Origin of the sequence: Shewanella sp. SM74 (assembly GCF_025653725.1) — a bacterium.
GTDB lineage: Bacteria > Pseudomonadota > Gammaproteobacteria > Enterobacterales > Shewanellaceae > Shewanella > Shewanella oncorhynchi.
Genome location: NZ_JAKKRZ010000002.1, coordinates 368245 through 385570, shown reverse-complemented (window position 1 = coordinate 385570; position 17326 = coordinate 368245). Strand labels below are relative to the sequence as shown.

At 44.5% G+C, this 17326-nt stretch carries 17 protein-coding genes; 11 read left to right on the top strand and 6 right to left on the bottom strand.

What is annotated here, in order from left to right:
- Window positions 1–69 precede the first annotated feature (69 nt).
- A complete protein-coding gene (locus L5M49_RS03805; protein ID WP_263265471.1) occupies window positions 70–624 on the top strand; it encodes a sugar O-acetyltransferase in 555 nt (184 codons plus the stop codon).
- A 124-nt stretch (window positions 625–748) separates the two neighbouring features.
- Here the strand turns inward: L5M49_RS03805 and hppD are convergent, their stop codons facing one another.
- Together hppD and L5M49_RS03795 are read right to left on the bottom strand one after the other, a co-directional pair.
- Complete coding sequence (hppD, locus tag L5M49_RS03800) at window positions 749–1789, bottom strand: 4-hydroxyphenylpyruvate dioxygenase (protein ID WP_263196343.1); 1041 nt, start codon at window positions 1787–1789, stop codon at window positions 749–751.
- Between the two features lie 76 nt (window positions 1790–1865).
- Window positions 1866–3026 (bottom strand): homogentisate 1,2-dioxygenase, encoded by a 1161-nt coding sequence (locus L5M49_RS03795; protein ID WP_263265470.1) that lies wholly within the window; start codon window positions 3024–3026, stop codon window positions 1866–1868.
- 207 nt (window positions 3027–3233) lie between these two features.
- On the opposite strand from L5M49_RS03795, the gene L5M49_RS03790 reads away from it, so the two are divergent.
- Window positions 3234–4148, top strand: a complete 915-nt coding sequence (locus L5M49_RS03790) for a LysR family transcriptional regulator (protein ID WP_028759592.1) — start codon at window positions 3234–3236, stop codon at window positions 4146–4148.
- 256 nt (window positions 4149–4404) lie between these two features.
- Complete coding sequence (locus tag L5M49_RS03785; protein ID WP_028759593.1) at window positions 4405–5199, top strand: TIGR00266 family protein; 795 nt, start codon at window positions 4405–4407, stop codon at window positions 5197–5199.
- 92 nt (window positions 5200–5291) lie between these two features.
- On the opposite strand, the gene L5M49_RS03780 is transcribed toward L5M49_RS03785, so the two are convergent.
- From L5M49_RS03780 to L5M49_RS03770, 3 genes are all read right to left on the bottom strand, one after another.
- Window positions 5292–6560 (bottom strand): hypothetical protein, encoded by a 1269-nt coding sequence (locus tag L5M49_RS03780; protein WP_219255603.1) that lies wholly within the window; start codon window positions 6558–6560, stop codon window positions 5292–5294.
- A gap of 368 nt (window positions 6561–6928) precedes the next feature.
- Entirely contained in the window at window positions 6929–7267 is a 339-nt protein-coding gene (locus tag L5M49_RS03775; protein WP_263265469.1) for a hypothetical protein, read from the bottom strand.
- Between the two features lie 109 nt (window positions 7268–7376).
- Window positions 7377–7838, bottom strand: coding sequence for an EVE domain-containing protein (locus L5M49_RS03770; protein WP_028759596.1), 462 nt, complete (start codon window positions 7836–7838; stop codon window positions 7377–7379).
- A gap of 277 nt (window positions 7839–8115) precedes the next feature.
- Here L5M49_RS03770 and L5M49_RS03765 point away from each other — a divergent pair, with 277 nt between their 5' ends.
- The 5 genes from L5M49_RS03765 (at window position 8116) to L5M49_RS03745 (ending at window position 13541) form a co-directional block, all read left to right on the top strand.
- Window positions 8116–8496, top strand: a complete 381-nt coding sequence (locus L5M49_RS03765) for a DUF6508 domain-containing protein (protein WP_168827411.1) — start codon at window positions 8116–8118, stop codon at window positions 8494–8496.
- A 139-nt stretch (window positions 8497–8635) separates the two neighbouring features.
- Complete coding sequence (locus tag L5M49_RS03760; RefSeq protein ID WP_263265468.1) at window positions 8636–10348, top strand: AMP-binding protein; 1713 nt, start codon at window positions 8636–8638, stop codon at window positions 10346–10348.
- Between the two features lie 353 nt (window positions 10349–10701).
- Window positions 10702–11448 carry a substrate-binding periplasmic protein gene (locus L5M49_RS03755; protein ID WP_263208087.1) on the top strand — a complete coding sequence of 249 codons (747 nt, stop codon included), beginning with the start codon at window positions 10702–10704 and terminating at the stop codon, window positions 11446–11448.
- Window positions 11449–11613: 165 nt separating this feature from the next.
- Window positions 11614–12654, top strand: a complete 1041-nt coding sequence (locus L5M49_RS03750; RefSeq protein ID WP_168827414.1) for a M14 family metallopeptidase — start codon at window positions 11614–11616, stop codon at window positions 12652–12654.
- Complete coding sequence (locus L5M49_RS03745) at window positions 12651–13541, top strand: alpha/beta fold hydrolase (RefSeq protein WP_263265467.1); 891 nt, start codon at window positions 12651–12653, stop codon at window positions 13539–13541. The genes L5M49_RS03750 and L5M49_RS03745 overlap by 4 nt, the downstream gene beginning before the upstream one ends.
- Window positions 13542–13576: 35 nt before the next feature.
- Here L5M49_RS03745 and L5M49_RS03740 read toward each other — a convergent pair whose 3' ends face one another.
- On the bottom strand, window positions 13577–13984 hold the full coding sequence (locus L5M49_RS03740; protein ID WP_028759602.1) for a YccF domain-containing protein: 408 nt from the start codon (window positions 13982–13984) through the stop codon (window positions 13577–13579).
- A gap of 267 nt (window positions 13985–14251) precedes the next feature.
- Between L5M49_RS03740 and L5M49_RS03735 the strand changes: the two genes are divergently transcribed.
- The 3 genes from L5M49_RS03735 (at window position 14252) to prs (ending at window position 17320) form a co-directional block, all read left to right on the top strand.
- Complete coding sequence (locus L5M49_RS03735; RefSeq protein WP_263265466.1) at window positions 14252–15280, top strand: pyridoxal-phosphate dependent enzyme; 1029 nt, start codon at window positions 14252–14254, stop codon at window positions 15278–15280.
- Between the two features lie 81 nt (window positions 15281–15361).
- A complete protein-coding gene (locus tag L5M49_RS03730) occupies window positions 15362–16075 on the top strand; it encodes an NrtR DNA-binding winged helix domain-containing protein (RefSeq protein ID WP_131525016.1) in 714 nt (237 codons plus the stop codon).
- Window positions 16076–16432: 357 nt separating this feature from the next.
- Window positions 16433–17320, top strand: a complete 888-nt coding sequence (prs, locus tag L5M49_RS03725; protein WP_263142484.1) for a ribose-phosphate diphosphokinase — start codon at window positions 16433–16435, stop codon at window positions 17318–17320.
- The last annotated feature ends 6 nt before the right edge of the window (window positions 17321–17326 follow it).

The following is a 17326-nucleotide window of genomic DNA, read 5'->3' as shown; positions in this document are numbered from 1 at the left end:
GGCAGTTCTTGAACTTTCATCAATCGATTGTTAGGGTTAGGTCATCATGGACTGAATGTTGGCAATACGATGACTGAGAAACAAAAAATGTTGGCGGGCCAGCCCTATAAGGCTTGGGATGATGAGTTATTGGCTGAGCGGATGCGGGCGAAATCCATTTGTCATCAGTTTAATCTGGCCGAACCGACCCAGCTTGATGCGCGTATGGAGCATCTTCGTGGCCTGCTTGATATTCAACACTGCGCTCATATTGAGCCTAATTTCTTTTGCGATTACGGCTATAACATCCATATTGGCAAACAATTTTACGCCAATCATAATCTAACCATATTAGATGTTTGCTCAGTCTCGATTGGCGATAATGTGATGTTTGGTCCCCATGTGATGATTTCTACCGTAACGCATCCTATTAATCCCATTGCGCGGCAAACGACGGAATACGGAGCGCCAATTCAAATCGGCAATAATGTCTGGCTAGGTGGAAACGTCTCTGTACTGCCCGGTGTGACCATTGGCGATAATTGTGTCATTGGTGCTGGTAGTGTCGTGAATAAGAGCATTCCCGCGAACTGTGTGGCGGCAGGTAACCCTTGTAAGGTTATCAAACCTATCAATGTTGACTAGCGCAGGAAAGTTAAAGCCGAGTGATTGCTGTCAAAGCTGATGGTGATTTAGATGGCGATGTAGATATTCGTAGAAAGAAAAACGGTACGCAGTGCGTACCGTTTTTTATTAGCGGGATGAATACTTATAGTACGCCGCGGCGCATTTGGTCCCGTTCAATTGATTCAAACAGGGCAGTAAAGTTGCCTTCACCAAAACCTAAGTTATTCTTACGTTGGATGATTTCGATGAAAATCGGTCCAAACAGGTTTTTAGTAAATATCTGCAATAAATAGCCTGTATCATCACCATCCACCAAAATTTGGTGATGTTTAATGCGCTCACGATTTTCTGTGACCTGTGGTAACTTATCGAAAATAGTGTCGTAGTATTCAGGGATGATGTCTAGGCATTGGATTGAGCTGCCTTCCATCGCATCCAGAGATTTAACGATATCGCGGCTTCTAAAGGCTAAATGTTGCACACCTGGGCCATTGTATTCCTTCAGGTATTCATCAATTTGGTTTTTATCGCTGCCTTTACCTTCGTTGATCGGGATACAGAAGCTGCCATCGGGTGAGCGCAGGGCGTAGGACACTAGCGCGGTTTGTACGCCGCTGATGTCAAAGTAGCGCACTTCAGTAAAACCAAAAATGTTTTTATAGAAGTTAGCCCAATGTTCCATTGTGCCTTTGTAGACGTTGTTGGTTAAGTGATCGACCTCGATAAAGCCTTTCTCTTGGGTGATGACTTGCTCGTCTAAATCTTCAAAATCAGCGGCATAGATATTGTTACCTGCGCCAAAGGTGTCGATGAAATAAATTAAGCTGTCGCCAATGCCGTAAATCGCAGGATAAGGCAGATCTTTGTTGGCATCATCGGCGGGTTTTGCACCACGTTCAACGGCAACGCGATAGGCAAAGCCGGCATCTTCTACACGCCAGCCCATAGAACAAATGGCTGGGCCGTGGGATTTAGCAAACTTAGCTGAGAAACCTTCGCGCTCTGTGTTGAGCAGAAAATTAATGTCATTCTGTTTGTAGTACAGGATGTCTTTGTTCTTGGCTTTTTTCAGCAGAGAAAAACCAAAGTCGATAAAGACTTTGTGCATAAAATCAGTATCAGGGCTGGCGAATTCAGTGAATTCGATACCTAATAAGCCCAGTGGATTTAGTTCGCTTGCCATGTTGTTTTCCTCGTTATTTTAGTGCAACACGCCGTCACTCTAATGACTCCCGCATGGGAGTGCTGGTGGCTTGGGGCTAGTCTTCTAGCCAAGAGCGGTTGTAGTCTTTGCTCATGCAATTTTGTACATGTTCGGTTAATTTCAGTGGGGCGAACGTGTCCACCATCACTGCATATTCATAGGTTTCTTTTTTGCCAATCGAGGCTTCAGTTCGGCCCGGTTGTGGTCCGTGGGCCACACCTTTTTGATGTAAGGTCATGTAACCCGCTTCAATGCCCGTGCGGCTCATAAAGTCGCCATCGACGTAATACAAGACTTCGTCGCTATCTATGTTGTTGTGGTAGTAAGGCGCCGGAATCGATTTAGGGTGGAAATCGTAGGGGCGCGGCACGAAGTTACAAATCACAAAGTTATGTGCGGTAAAGACTAAGTGATCAGAAGGGGGTAGATGGATTTTGCCTACCTTTGGTGCGTATTCTGTGATGTTGAATGCCCAAGGATAAACGCAGCCATCCCAACCCACTAAATCAAAAGGATGCCATTCGAGCGTGGTGAGTTGGTACTTATCACCAAACTTACACACTAAGGGGAAGGTGCCGCGCTCAACCACAGCCTCTTGCAGTGTAGGTACGCGCAAATCGCGCTCGCAGTAAGGTGCCGATTCTAATAGCTGACCATACTCGTTACGGAAATGCTTAGGCACTTCCACCATAGAGAATGACTCGATGACGAAAAGTCGCACATTGCTGTAATCGTTGAATTTAAGCTGATAAGTGGTGCCTCGTGGGATCACGAGATAGTCCCACTTTTGGACCTTAATTGTGCCGTACTCGCTGTAGAGTGTGGCTTCGCCTTCGTGGACAAAAACCACTTCATCGGCATAGGCGTTACGGTAAAAATCGTCGGTATCAGCGGTGACTTTGGCGGTATACAGTGCTAAGTCATTGTTATAAAAAATCTTGTTACGGGCGCTGAAAAAATTACCTTCACGGTCGGCGTCGCGGGAATCGAGTTTATAGTTTTGGACCAGCGAATCTTCCCAATTGGCACCATGGCCTAGGCTGTAGGGCGCCACTTCCAATGCTTTGGTTGGCATGTTGTGGTGATATTTATTGGAATAAATATTGGAAAAACCATGGGTTGAGAACAACTCTTCACGGTAAAGCTCGCCGTTTTCCTTTTCAAATGCGATATGGCGCTTATGGGGAATCTGGCCTTGTTTCACATAAAATGGCATGGAGGATCCTTGGTTTTTACAGCGGCGTGAGATTAGCTCTACTTCGCTTGTCGTTATGGTTATGTGATCTTGTTATCAATTTAGTTGCTTGAATGAACAAAAAAAAGAATAATAAATCCGTTATCTCAATCTAAAAATTAGATGGTATTCTAATCTTTACGAATCGTAGTGTTTCCGTGACATGTTCATTAGAGCCAAGGAGTGACCATGCGCATCGATATTGATGCTTTTAATGTGCTGCAAGTGCTGGTGGAAGAGGGCAGTTTTGCCAAGGCGGCGGAGCGATTACACAAAGCGCAATCGGCGGTGAGTTATCAAGTTAAAAAGTTAGAAGAGCACCTAGGCGTGCCGCTTTTTAGCCGTGAGCAATATCGTGCTGAGCTGACGCAAGAGGGCCGCGTGATTTTGGCCGAGGGACAAAGATTACTGCAACACCTTGCAAACATTGAACATCTTGCCAGTCGTTTCAGTGAAGGCTGGGAGCCCAAGCTAGAGCTAGTGATAGACGGTGCCTTACCGATGGAGCCTATCATGACGGCCTTAAAGCGCATGGCTGAACATCAGATCCCCACTAAAATTCAGCTGAATATGGAGTTTTTAGGCGGTGTACAACACAGATTTGAGCGTGATAATGCTGACTTGATGTTAGTGAAAGATTATCGCACTGGCCCCTATTATCATCCGCAGCCTTTGCCTGCAATTACTAGCGTGCTGGTGGCCAGTGCTTCGCATCCTTTATCTTTTATTCGCGAAATTAGTTTGTCTGAGCTGCAGCAACATGTGGAATTAACTATCGAAGACTCTTCACCCAATAAAAGTTACCGCGATGAAATGCAATTTGGCGGCGATAAAGTATTTTATCTTTCTGGCTTTATCATGAAAAAGAACGCCTTGTTAAAAGGCTTAGGTTTTGGCTGGTTGCCGGACTTTTTAGTGCAAGAAGAGTTGGCTAAGGGCGAATTAGTTGAAATCGACTTCGTCGGTGGCAGTCGTTTTACGTTTATTCCACAGCTCGTCTCGACCTTAGAGCGACCGTTAGGTCGTGCGGGACAACTTTTTACCGAGTTGATATTAGAGGAGTTTGCTAAGGCTGAGCAGTTTAATGGTGTGGGTTTGGGTTGATAAGTCTTCGCTTGTCATCTTTTGATACAAGTTACCGCATAAAATAATCGCATTTTGACATTTTATGTCATAGATTAATGCCTAGGTCAGATTAAGGCTTAGATTGAGAGTTAAAATAAGGCCTAAATTCAGACTGAGCTAAGATCTAGATTAAGGTCGAGATGAAGAGTGAAATTGAGCCGCGATAGGTAAAGAGTCGTCCATCGGGGTCAATCTAAAGGATAGTAACAAGGAACTGACAGTTAAGGGGAACAGTATGTCTAGACGTTGTCATGAAGTGGATTATGAAATTATCGGCCACAGTATGCAGTTGGTTGAAGTGGAACTCGATCCTAACGAAACCGTGGTCGCTGAAGCGGGCGCGATGAATTATCTAGAGCAAGATATTAGCTTTGAGGCCAAAATGGGCGATGGCTCTGAGCCTGAGTCAGGCTTTTTTGGCAAGTTGGTGGGCGCGGGTAAACGGGCATTGACGGGTGAGAGCATTTTTATGACTCACTTTACCAACCAAGGCAATCAAAAACGTAAAGTCGCTTTTGCCGCCCCTTATCCTGGCACTATCCTAGCGATCGACTTGGCCGAACATGGTGGTGAGCTTATCTGTCAGAAAGACAGTTTTTTGGCTGCGGCTTTAGGTACACGCGTGACGATGAAATTTAATCGCCGCTTAGGTACCGGATTTTTCGGTGGTGAAGGGTTTATTCTGCAAAGTCTACAGGGCGATGGTATGGCGTTTATCCATGCGGGGGGCACCTTAGTGAAAAAAGAACTAAAAGGTGAAACCTTAAGAGTTGACACAGGTTGTCTTGTTGCATTTACCTCAGGGATTGATTACGACATAGAGCGTGCAGGCTCATTAAAGTCTATGGTCTTTGGCGGTGAAGGTTTGTTTTTAGCCACACTCAAAGGCCACGGGACGGTTTGGCTACAAAGCTTGCCATTCTCACGTATGGCGGACCGTATTATCGCCCATGCCCCATCTGCGGGAGGCAGTGATCGCGGTGAAGGCTCTGTGCTTGGTGGTATTGGTCGCATGCTCGATGGGCGCTAAATTATAAGCTGACATGCTGTCTCCTGTTAAGGCATTCCAGACTATCCTCTGGGATGCCTTTTTAGTTGAAACCTGTCATTTCCTTTATTGTTTTAAGCATTTTCGCCGTTGTTAAGGCTTTGTTGAATGCGTCTTTCAATTAGTTTAGATATGAGATACATCATCAAATAGCCCGTGCCTAAGGCTAAAATCACCGCGACGACATTCTCCGTATACAGGCGGTAAGCGTAGAAAGTACCGACCAGTACTGCGATACCAGCAAGGCGAATAAGTAGGCTTTGAGTAAAGTAGCCATGAGCTTTTATATAAGCTAGCTGGTAGCCATTGAGCATCATAAATATAAAAAACATGGAGAAATGCATTAATACTGGGGCCGCTTTAATGTATTGCTCGGGGAATAACCAAGCGACTAACGGCTTGCTCGCAAAGACCATAACGACAAAAAAAATACCGCTGATCCACAAAGAAACTTTTGTCAGCCATGACTTAATTTGTTGCACTTCGTCAAAGCGTTTTTCTCGTACGCACACTGCGACTTCGGGCAGCACAAAACGGTAGATGGGAAAGACAAAAAGCAGGGTGAGGTAAGTGATCATCGGCCGCACCACCACTTGGAAATCACCCAGTTCATCTATGCTGAAATAGGCAATAGTCAGCAGTACGGTGATGTAAATCATCAAGATACTGGCCCCCGCTTCCATGGATGCCGTCAGGCTTTTCTTCATAAAACTGCGTAAACCCGTATCAAAATGCACCGCACTTAAGGGCGGAGTGGCAATATCTTTGCGCCGTTTTAAGTACATATATAAGGCAACGATGAGCGATGACAGTGTCATGCTGTAAAAGAGTGATGCAATGGCGGTTTGTTTTAAGCCATAGAAACATAATAAAAAGCTAGTCACTTGCGCGAGCGGCTCTAACCAAGTGACTCGATTGGAGATGGCATATAGCCGGTACATGGCAATTTGATTGGTAAAATAGACCTTGAGCCCCATACTCAGAATAATCCCAACCAATTGAAAATATTCTACATTGAGCTGAAGTTTGTGTTTGATATAGGGTAAAACTAAGCCCCATGTCAGTAGTACCATAGCGATCAAGCTGTAGCGGAATATATTAGTGATATCCACATCTTGCTTGGTCTGGGAGTAGGTCACCACCATAGAGGAGCGAAATCCCGTCATTAGGATTAGCGACAGTGAGATAATGTCGATCACTGTGTGATAGAGCGCTAGATCGGCTTTGGCAACCCATTGTGCTAGCCAGAGTTTAAATAGAAACCCCACAGAAATACTGGCGAGTGATGCCCAGAACCCCGCAATAATTGCCTGCTTAACCCGTTGAAGTGAGGTGTTTTCCATTATCAAAAATCCAGCGTTAGTCTACGGTCATTATCGGAATGCTATGAATTCAATTAAGATTTTGCCTTAGCCGCATGAGTATTTTTAGGTGACACTTATCTTGTTCTGTTCGATATCTTTTCACCCTGCATGAGTCTAGCATTTAGTCAATTTACGACCAATAGCCAGATAGTAAAGATATGATAAATATCAATATGTTGCGTTATTGTAAGTTAGAACGTTATTGAGTGAGGACTGGGATGATAAATTGTCTTACTGACAACGTTTTTTGATAGATCAAAGCAGTATTAAGCAGTACTCAACGCCCAGATAAGCGCTGGGCGTAGTTGTAAAAGTGTCAGTTATAAATGCCATTTTGCCATGGGAAGTTAATCGGTAATGATATTGACGATATCGAGGATTTTACGGCTGTTATTATCGAGTTTGATTAGTGCACCTTCGACTTGAATGCTAATGATGCCATTTCTGTCTAAGGGTACTACGATGCGGCCGCGATCATAAATATCATGCTCAAGCACATCACCACGGTGGAGTTTTTTCTGCCAACCGGGTGGCAGTGGCTGACCTTGGTCAATTTTTTTCTGTAATCCCGGCGGTAGGCTTTTATCCTTTTTGTGGTGCTCATGGTCATCTTTAGCAAAGGTTGAGATGGACATCGTTAAGCTGAGGACAAGTCCTGTGATTACCACTGAGGTCAATTTATTCATCTGTACTCCTAAGGGGCATTGAGTTGATGTTGTGTCCAATGCTGGATGTGGCCAACAATAGGTGATGCGAAATGAACTATAGCTGAACGTTCTGGTTCAAGATTGCTTTCTAGCGGGTTAACATGAGTACGGCTTGCCATTGTTCGGCGGTCACAGGTTGGATACTGAGTCTTGACCCCTTAGAGACTAAATACATGTCCGCCAGTTGGGGTAAACTTTTTATCAAACTTAAGGGAATAATCTCGTTAAATTTTTTGACAAAGCGGATATCTACTCGTAGCCATCTTGGTTTGGTTGGATCTGACTTAGGGTCAAAATACTTCGATTCTGGATCGAAGGCCGTGCTGTCGGGATACGCATTGGTCACAACTTCAGCGATACCGACAATACCGGGCACTTTGCAGCTTGAATGGTAAAAAAATACCTTGTCGCCAATCTGCATCTCATCGCGCATAAAGTTACGCGCCTGATAATTACGGATCCCATGCCAAGCTTCAGTTTGGTTAGGGCAAGCCTTAAGATCATCTATGCTAAATTCGTCGGGTTCCGATTTCATAAGCCAGTAGTTCATCTTGTTTCCTTTACTCATAGTTGCCGTTAAGCGCTTCAATACCGCTGAGTTTATCTGAATTTTGTCGAATACCCCAGTTCGTCACCCATATCAAATATTGTGAGTTTGATTAAGTTTCCGTTCAGATAACGTGGCTTAGCCTGTTGACAGTAATCTTATTTGGTATGCCTTATGCAAATTCTCGTTTCTAAGGCAAAGCGTCAAATTCGATCTCGGTTTGTGACTGGTGTCGTACAAGTTGTGGCAGCAGAGGCAACCAAAACCTGTGAGGTGTGTTATGGGGACTTCAACAATGACATCCGATTGTGGCTTATACACTAAATATCTTAAGGATTTTACGGCGGGTGATGTGATCTTAAGTCATGAGCGAATGCTGGAATTTATTAATGACCTGACAACGCAAGGTTGGTTATTGGCTAATTTCACTTGGGACTATTGGTATAACAACAGTTACTTAGTCGATAAACCTGCCTATATTCGTGATGCGAGCATCGCACAATGTAAGTTGCTGCTAACCGCCATGACGCGACTCGAGGTTTTTAGCCCCGGCGTGTTAGAAAATATGCGTCGCCAAGGGGTGTTACTGGCCATTGTTGAGCGGTTACAAAGCTTAAATGTGCCTAAGTCGAGTGCTCATTTTGAGTTTATCAGCCGTTAGCACTGGGCTTTAATGGATTGTTATCTAATAGTTTGTCTTACTCTTTAGTCTAATAAAGTGCTTTTTTACTTGTGACATGATCCGTGGATTGGTTAGTTTGGACCTCGCTAACCATAATAATAAATGCACGGAGGCCTTAATGTCAGTTCCTACAAGCCAAGTTATAAGCCCGCTCAACGTTAGCGAGTTTAGAGGCGAGTCATCACCGAAACTCGTTGAGAAGACCATAGGTCAATATCTTGATGAGATTGCGGCAACGTATCCCGACCAATTAGCTGTCGTCGTACACCATCAACATATCCGCTGGAATTACCGCCAATATCTTGCCCAAATCGATGCGCTCGCCACAGGACTATTAAAACTCGGTATTAAGTCTGGTGATAGGGTAGGGATTTGGTCGCCTAACAATATCGAGTGGTGTTTAACCCAATATGCGACCGCTAAAATTGGCGCCATCATGGTATGTATTAATCCTGCGTATCGTCCTGAAGAGTTGCAATACGCGCTGAGTAACGTGGGTTGTCGCGCGGTAATTTGTGCTGATAAGTTTAAATCCAGCAATTATCTTGAGATGCTATATGAATTGGCGCCTGAGCTAACTTCTTGCCCCTCGGGTAAATTACAAGCTAAAGCCGTACCTGAGCTTGAATTTGTGATCCGTATGGGCGCGGAGAAATCCGTCGGTATGTTGAATTTTGATGACTTGATCGTTGATGTGACCGCCGCTGATAGGATAATGCTTAAGAGTATTGCTAAGGAATTAAGCCCATACGATGCGATTAATATCCAGTTTACCTCTGGCACGACGGGCAGTCCGAAAGGTGCGACCTTATCACATCATAACATATTGAATAATGGCTATTTAGTCGCAGAGGCGATGAAGTTTACCTGTCACGATAAACTCTGTATTCCAGTGCCTTTATACCATTGTTTTGGCATGGTACTCGGCAGTTTAGTTTGCTTAGCCAAAGGCGCAACTGCTGTGTTCCCCGGAGAATCCTTCGATCCACTGACGACATTGCAAGTGATTGAGCAAGAGCGTTGCACCGCTTTGCATGGCGTACCGACCATGTTTATTGCCGAGTTGGAACACCCAGAGTTTGCTCGTTTTGATTTGAGTTCCTTACGTACCGGCGTGATGGCGGGGGCAACTTGTCCTGAAGAAGTGATGCGACGTGTACAAAACCTGATGTATATGAAGGAAGTGCTGATTGGTTATGGACAGACCGAATGCAGTCCGCTCAATCACATTACTGAAATCGACTCACCCGTAGAGAAACGTGTGCTCACCGTTGGCCGTGCTTTGCCCCATACCGAAGTGAAAATTGTCGATGAATTTGGCGAAGTGCTGCCAATTAATCAACCCGGTGAAGTTTGTAGTCGCGGTTACTGCATTATGCAGTGTTATTGGAATGATCCTGAGAAAACGGCGGAAACCATAGACAGTCAAGGCTGGCTACATTCGGGCGATATTGGCCAAATGGATGAGCAAGGTTATGTGCAAATTGTGGGGCGCATTAAAGATATGATTATTCGCGGCGGCGAGAATATTTATCCCCGTGAGATTGAAGAGAAACTTTACACCCATAAAGATGTGCAGGATGCGGCGGTCTTTGGCGTTCAAAGCGATAAATACGGCGAGGAAGTGTGTGCTTGGATCAAAGTCCGCTCAGGCTCCGCGATTACAGAGGCTGATATTCGTCATTTTCTCACCGAGAAATTCGCCTACTTTAAAGTGCCGCGCTACATCAAGTTTGTGGATCAGTATCCAATGACAGTGACGGGAAAAATTCAGAAATTCAAAATGCGTGAGCTGATGTATCAAGAGTTATATGAAGATATTAATGCTTAAGTCATTTGGCTTTGAGTTGATTAATACTATTGATATTTGACTTCCAAGCCGCGCAATGCGGCTTGAATTTTATTCTGTCTAGCTATTTCGGTTAGCAGATAAACAAACAAGCTAATTGGCTAATGAAAAAGTCGGCGAGTCACACCATCAAGCCAAGCTGTACTTTGAGTTAGCTTTTGCTGCTAATGTCGTTATTCTAATTGTAACAAAACTTCACTTCCCCACTGTGGCTTGATGGCTATACTAAAACCAGTCATAAAATCTAACCAATCATAAAATCTCGGCAGATAAAAACGAAAGCGTTGAGTTGTCGATGATGTAGTCGTAAATCCATGCAGGCAAAGGAGTACTAAATGGTTCGATGGCGTTCAATGCTCCTTGTGTATTGTCTTTCCTTTATGGGATTAAGCGTAGCTAAAGCGGATACCTTAATGCTCACTTCTTTACTTTGGCCGCCTTATTCAGGAGAGCAATTAACGGAGCAGGGTGCCAGTATTGCCGTGGTACGGGCGGCGCTGAACGTTATGGGACATCAATTAGACGTGGATTTCTATCCGTGGAGCCGCGCTGTCAAACTTACGACTATGCCAAACTCTGACTACATAGGTTATTTTCCTGAATACTATGTAGAAACTGAAAAGTTTATCTTTTCAAAACCGATTGGCGAAAGTCCATTGGGGCTGGTGGAGCAAAAGTCCCATCCAGTAAGTTGGAATTATATTGAAGATCTTAATCGCTATACCTTAGGTGTGGTGAAAGATTATGTGAATACTCAGGCCTTAGATCGCATGATCGTTTCCGGTGTTCAGCGGACTGAAGCTGTGACTTCGGATGAGCATAATGTCAAAAAAGTTGCCGCAGGTCGGATTGATGCCGCGGTGATTGATGTCAACGTTCTGCACTATTTACTCAAGCAAAAGCCCTTACAGCCGCTGGCGACAAAGTTGCAAATCAATCGGCAAATTCTGGCGAATAAGCAGCTCTATATCGCGTTTCGTAATACAGAAGAAGGACGGCGTTGGCGAGATATTGTTGACCAAGGTTTAGCGCAGGTTGACGTAGAAACCATCATTGGAGAGCTACTTTATCGTGAAGACTAATGTAGGGTTTTAGGATAGTTTATTCTTTGTTTTACTCGTTATTTTTCCGCTTATTTCCCCGTAAAGTCACTTCTGATATGCAGTTTGTCATCATTTTGTCTTTGTTCACTATTAGTATCACTTTGACGGCATGAGTTGTTCTCTCATTTTATTGATTAAGGTGACATGAAGAAACTTCCTTTTGAGCTTCCATTTGAGTTAGATACGCTGCAGCAACTCATTGATACTCATCATCTTAAGTTAGATTATCAGATCCTTGCCGACATTCCATTCCGCCAAGAGCATTTCCCCCTTTACAGTGTTGAGTTAGGTGGTACAGATACGCCTTGTCCGACAGTGCTCTTTGTGGGTGGCGTGCATGGGGTTGAACGTATTGGATCTCAAGTTATTTTGGCATTGTTAAACAGTTTATTGCAGCGGCTTGTTTGGGATAAACACCTACAACAGATGTTAACGGGCCTGCGGTTAGCTTTTGTACCTGTAGTGAATCCTGTTGGGTTATTCATGGGAACGCGGGGCAATGGTAATCAAGTGGATTTGATGCGTAACGCTCCGATAGAATCCCGTGAAAAAGTGTCCTTTATGGTGGGAGGACAGCGTATATCGTCACGGCTGCCCTGGTATCGCGGTATTGGGGGAATGGAGCTGGAAACTGCGGGCTTAGTTGCCTATGTACAACAACTGTTGAGTCGCAGCACAAGTTTGATTTCGCTCGATGCCCACTCGGGATTTGGCTTGAGTGATCATATCTGGTTCCCCTACGCCCATACCCGTACCGCCTTCGAAAATGCCAATTATATTTTTCATCTAAAACAATTATTTGAACAGAGTTATCCCCATCACGGCCATTATCGGCTCGCGCCGCAGAGCCAGTTTTATCGCACTCATGGTGATATTTGGGATTATCTCTATCGCCAGCACCAAGTGGCTGATCCTTCTGCTCAGGTGCCATTTTTACCTTTGACATTAGAGATGGGATCTTGGGCATGGATAAAGAAGAATCCTAGACAAATATTTAATTTTGCTGGCTTTTTTAATCCACAAAAAACACATCGTCACCACAGAATTTTACGCAGGCACACAGTACTCATGCAATTTATGATGGAAGCGGCCTATGCCCAATCGTTAGAGCAGTTAACACCTGAACGTTTGACTGAGCTGACAGAGCGTGCGCGGCATTATTGGTATCGGGAGTCTCAGTCATGACCACTTGGGTGTTATTAAGGGGATTAATGCGTGATCAGCGCCATTGGAATGGTTTCGATCAGCGTCTGCGACAAAAGGGATTGCGAGTGCTGACACCGGATCTTCCGGGCAATGGGACGCTATCCCACGAATTAAGTCCGCTTAAGATTGCCGATTATGCCCATGCCGTGTGGCAGCAATTGGATGAGCAGGTACAGGAAGGGGAGACTATTTATCTCCTCGGCTTGTCTATGGGCGGTATGTTGGCGTTGGAAATGGCATGCCAGCGACCTTGGCAGATAAGGCATGCCTTTGTATTAAACAGCAGTGCGGCGAATTTATCGTCTTGGTATCAAAGATTTAATCCGCTGAATGCATTGAAGGCTTTTTTCATGCGTGCTCGGGGTAACGCTTTACATCCAATCGAGTCGACGATAGTGCGTTTAACCAGTTTTCGTCATCGGCGAGACCGAGAGTTAATTGTCAAGTGGAGTGAGTTTCGCCGCGATACTACACCAAGTCGACGTAATGTGGGGCGACAACTTTGGGCGGCTTTTCAATACCAATGTCCATTGACAGTGGAAGTGCCGATAACTGTGCTCTGCGGTGACCGTGATGCGCTGGTGAGTATCGCATCGAGTAAGGCATTAGCACGGCATTTTTACACCGATTTGATTGTACTTGCGTATTGTGGTCACGATGCAGCTATAGATGCACCCGCAAAACTGGCGCATTATCTGTTGGACATTGTGGGGGCGACTAAGCCGCAAGTGCAGTTTTCTGCGGATAGTGAGCCTGCCAATACTCAATATGATTGCAACGATTTATTGGAGGAAGAAATAGCCTTAAACGAAGCGATATTTGCTGTATGGGATGACAAAGCGCTATCCACTCTTGAAACCAAATAATCGAGAGTGAATAGCGCAGTTAACGCATTGTCTTATTAAGCTTTAGCCACTACGGTTTGGCCTATCGGTGTGAGGCTGAGTAAAGCCAACTTAAGATGCTGTATCCCAAAGGGAATTCCGATAATCGTCACAAAACAAGCTAAGGCGTGGACCAAATGCCCTATGGCTAACCAGATCCCAAACAGTAAGAACCAAATGATATTTCCTACCATGCCTAATGCACCTGTGCCTAAGTCTTCACGTCCAGTTAAGTGGCGACGGTTCATTTGTTCTTGGCCGAAGGGCCAAAAGGTCATTTCGCCGATAACAAAACAGGCGCGGCCGAAGGGAATACCAATGATACTGATAAAACACAGGATACCTGCGAGCCACCAAGCGAGTCCCATTACAAATCCGCCGAGTACAAACCAAGCTATGTTGAATATTAAGCGTAATACAGCCATTGAAAACTCCTTGTGTTTACCCTGTTAGCCTTTACCGTTAGCTTTGATAAATTGAATATATGTCAATGTCTAAGCGATAACTATGCCAACTATTTAACTTATTAATAATCAATGGTTTAAATTTATGCATTCGAGATTCATGTGTCATTTTCACTAGTTTTTCGCCAAATTGATAATTTCTTAAGGGCGTAACAGGAAGGTCGGAGTTACACTAGCCTTCCCTTAACTGGCTTAAAAACCAGAGAATTTAATCGTTTGAGTAGCTTGATGTTTGCAAATTCCCCTGTCGATACATTTGCCTTTGCTGGCAGAGACATATTCCTAAAACGTGATGATTTACTGCATCCGGCGTTTAGTGGCAATAAAGCTCGCAAATTCGGCTATTTTTTAGATCATGAGTTTGTAGGCATCAGCAAGGTGATAGGTCATGGCTCGCCATTAGCTAACTCACTGTATTCATTGTCAACATTAGCGAAGATGAAAGGCTGGCAATGTGATTTTTATGTAGATCATATTGCCAGTCAAGTGGTTAAACATCCTACGGGCAATTACGCTGCCGCTTTAGCGAATGGCGCTAATATTATCGATTTAAGTGTGTTAATAGCACAAAAGCAGGCGTGCACTCAGTCGCAATCTGAACCTCACGTTTTGTCAAATCTTAAGGCTAGTCCTGAGCCTACTGCGCAAGTGGGCGATGTGCGACTGAGTTGCCCTGATTATATCGAGGCTCAAGTACTCGTGAATGAGCCGACGGCGCTTTTTATCCCAGAGGGGGGGCGCTGTGCTTACGCCGAATACGGGATAAATAGATTGGCGCAAGAGATAGTACAGTTTGCGCAGGCGAATGGATTGGTTGATTTAACGGTGTTTTTACCTTCGGGGACGGGAACGACTGCGTTATTTTTAAATCAGTATTTTATCCGTCAGCAAACGGATATTCGTGTCGTGACTTGTGCCGTTGTCGGTGGCGATGATTATTTGCGCTTGCAATTTTCGTTGCTTAATACCAATACCAGTGAGCATCCACAGATTGTTAATGTCGGCAAGAAATATCATTTTGGTAAACTTTATCCGGAATTTTATGCCATGTGGCAGCGGGTCTGCGCCTCAGGCGTGCAGTTTGAATTACTCTACGATCCCTTAGGTTTTATTGTGCTTGAGGAATATTTACAAGGCGGAGGTTCTCGTCCTGTGATGTATATCCACCAAGGTGGCTTACTCGGGAACGAGACCATGTTGCCACGTTATCAGCGTAAATTTGGGCAAAGTGGCTCATCCTGTGCCTCTGATCATTGACTTAGTGACGCTAAGACATAATATGTTTGAAGCTGTGTAATGCTAAGTTAAGCTGATGATTTGGAACGATGAGAAATATCAATGACTGAAGCGGAATATCTCGCCAATTACGATCCTAAGGTTTTTAAGGCTCAGCTACTGACAGTGGATGCAGTATTGTTTACCTATCACGATCAGCAACTTAAAGTACTCCTAGTACAACGCTCAAATCATCCATTTTTAGGTTTATGGGGATTACCTGGAGGGTTTATCGATGAAAATTGCGATCAATCCCTTGAGCAAACAGTATTACGTAAACTGCATGAGAAAACCGCGGTAGTACCACCTTATATTGAGCAGCTCTGTACTGTGGGTAATCGTGGTCGCGATGTAAGAGGCTGGTCCGTGACTGTGTGTTATACCGCCTTGATGAGTTATCAAGCTTGCCAAATTCAGATTGATTCAGTGAGTGATGTTAAGTGGTGGCCATTAGCAGATGTGTTGCAGATGCCCTTGGCGTTTGATCATTTGCAGTTAATTGAGCAAGCGCGGGAACGCTTAACACAGAAAGCCTTATATTCTTTAGTGCCAGGATTTGCACTGTCTGAACCTTTTACCTTGCCAGAACTGCAGCATGTTCATGAGGTTTTACTGGGCAAGCCTATCCAAGGTAAATCTTTTCGTCGGCGGGTTGAACAGGCCGATTTATTGATCGATACGGGATTAAAGCGCACCGAACGTGGTCGTCCTGCTAATTTATACCGCTTGAAACCCAATACCGCATCGTATCGCTTCTTAAGAAATTTAGAATGTTGATCACAGTGAATGTGGATTTAAGCAAGATATTCGCCTTGCTCAATATGAGTTACGGCGACTGCTTATGCCTTATTCATGGTGACTTTGAATCAGTAAAGGCTGTTTAATTACTGATTTTGCCTTAATGTCTCCGGTTCTTGTATTACTCGATACCCATATTGTAGCTTCTTAGTTGTCGCGCCCACCAATAGTGTCCAAAAGACACTATATGCCATTTAAGCATAACATTTTAGGTTGCGGCGTCTGAAATAGTCTAAAAATCAACTTTACACAATAATGTCTTTAAGACACTATTGTTCATGTAGACAACAAGGGCGCCGTCAATTTCGGCAATCTTGCCACAGACAGGAGGTTACTATGTCTCAACGTATTCAAACGTCTCAAGATGCTTCTCACGCTCAATGTTCGCAAGCCGATTTTTATCGGTTACCCGCAGCTAGCGATGAGACTCACTACCGTTTATTTCAATTTGGTGCGGGGGAAAACCATGTTCAGCTGCTTGTTCCTCCAGCTAAACGAGTAACGATCTTTTTCAGTTATCGGGGCGATCATTCCATCATGCAGCTCTTGTTGTTAACTGATGCACTGCGTCGCAGTGGTGCCGAGCAAATTGATCTGTTATTGCCTTATATGCCGGGCGCTCGCCAAGATAGGGTATGTAATGCTGGTGAGGCCTTGTCGGTAAAAGTCTATGCTAGCCTGATTAATCAGCAGCAATATGCTTCAGTCACCGTTTTTGACCCGCACAGCGATGTCACCGCCGCATTGTTAGACCGAGTTCAGGTAATAGACAACCACAGCTTTGTCGCCGCGATCGCAGCCCAATTATCGGGTGAGCTAGTGTTAGTCTCACCCGATGCAGGGGCGAATAAGAAAGTATTCGGCTTAGCTAAAGCGTTACAGGGAATGCCGGTGATCAGGGCTGATAAACATCGTGATGTGGTCAATGGCCATATTATCGCTACCGAAGTGTTCTGTGATGACTTATCGGGTAAAACCTGCTTAATCGTTGACGATATTTGCGCGGGTGGCAGAACCTTTATTGAACTTGCCATCAAATTAAAGCAAAAGGGTGCACAAAGCGTTATTTTGATCGTGTCACATTATGAAGATAAGGCCAGCGAGTTGGTACTGCGAGAGTCGGGCATAGACAGATTATTTTGTACCGATAGTTTAGGTGTCCCCACACATATTTCGAGCGAGTTCTGTCATTGTCATGCTGTTTTGAGTTATATGAATCATTAAGGAAAA

Excerpts from the sequence above, each read along its gene's own strand:
- L5M49_RS03805 (WP_263265471.1), top strand. The coding sequence starts at position 70 with ATGACTGAGAAACAAAAAATGTTGGCGGGCCAGCCCTATAAGGCTTGG.
- hppD (WP_263196343.1), bottom strand. The coding sequence starts at position 1,789 with ATGGCAAGCGAACTAAATCCACTGGGCTTATTAGGTATCGAATTCACT.
- L5M49_RS03795 (WP_263265470.1), bottom strand. The coding sequence starts at position 3,026 with ATGCCATTTTATGTGAAACAAGGCCAGATTCCCCATAAGCGCCATATC.
- L5M49_RS03790 (WP_028759592.1), top strand. The coding sequence starts at position 3,234 with ATGCGCATCGATATTGATGCTTTTAATGTGCTGCAAGTGCTGGTGGAA.
- L5M49_RS03785 (WP_028759593.1), top strand. The coding sequence starts at position 4,405 with ATGTCTAGACGTTGTCATGAAGTGGATTATGAAATTATCGGCCACAGT.
- L5M49_RS03780 (WP_219255603.1), bottom strand. The coding sequence starts at position 6,560 with ATGGAAAACACCTCACTTCAACGGGTTAAGCAGGCAATTATTGCGGGG.
- L5M49_RS03775 (WP_263265469.1), bottom strand. The coding sequence starts at position 7,267 with ATGAATAAATTGACCTCAGTGGTAATCACAGGACTTGTCCTCAGCTTA.
- L5M49_RS03770 (WP_028759596.1), bottom strand. The coding sequence starts at position 7,838 with ATGAACTACTGGCTTATGAAATCGGAACCCGACGAATTTAGCATAGAT.
- L5M49_RS03765 (WP_168827411.1), top strand. The coding sequence starts at position 8,116 with ATGGGGACTTCAACAATGACATCCGATTGTGGCTTATACACTAAATAT.
- L5M49_RS03760 (WP_263265468.1), top strand. The coding sequence starts at position 8,636 with ATGTCAGTTCCTACAAGCCAAGTTATAAGCCCGCTCAACGTTAGCGAG.
- L5M49_RS03755 (WP_263208087.1), top strand. The coding sequence starts at position 10,702 with ATGGTTCGATGGCGTTCAATGCTCCTTGTGTATTGTCTTTCCTTTATG.
- L5M49_RS03750 (WP_168827414.1), top strand. The coding sequence starts at position 11,614 with ATGAAGAAACTTCCTTTTGAGCTTCCATTTGAGTTAGATACGCTGCAG.
- L5M49_RS03745 (WP_263265467.1), top strand. The coding sequence starts at position 12,651 with ATGACCACTTGGGTGTTATTAAGGGGATTAATGCGTGATCAGCGCCAT.
- L5M49_RS03740 (WP_028759602.1), bottom strand. The coding sequence starts at position 13,984 with ATGGCTGTATTACGCTTAATATTCAACATAGCTTGGTTTGTACTCGGC.
- L5M49_RS03735 (WP_263265466.1), top strand. The coding sequence starts at position 14,252 with ATGTTTGCAAATTCCCCTGTCGATACATTTGCCTTTGCTGGCAGAGAC.
- L5M49_RS03730 (WP_131525016.1), top strand. The coding sequence starts at position 15,362 with ATGACTGAAGCGGAATATCTCGCCAATTACGATCCTAAGGTTTTTAAG.
- prs (WP_263142484.1), top strand. The coding sequence starts at position 16,433 with ATGTCTCAACGTATTCAAACGTCTCAAGATGCTTCTCACGCTCAATGT.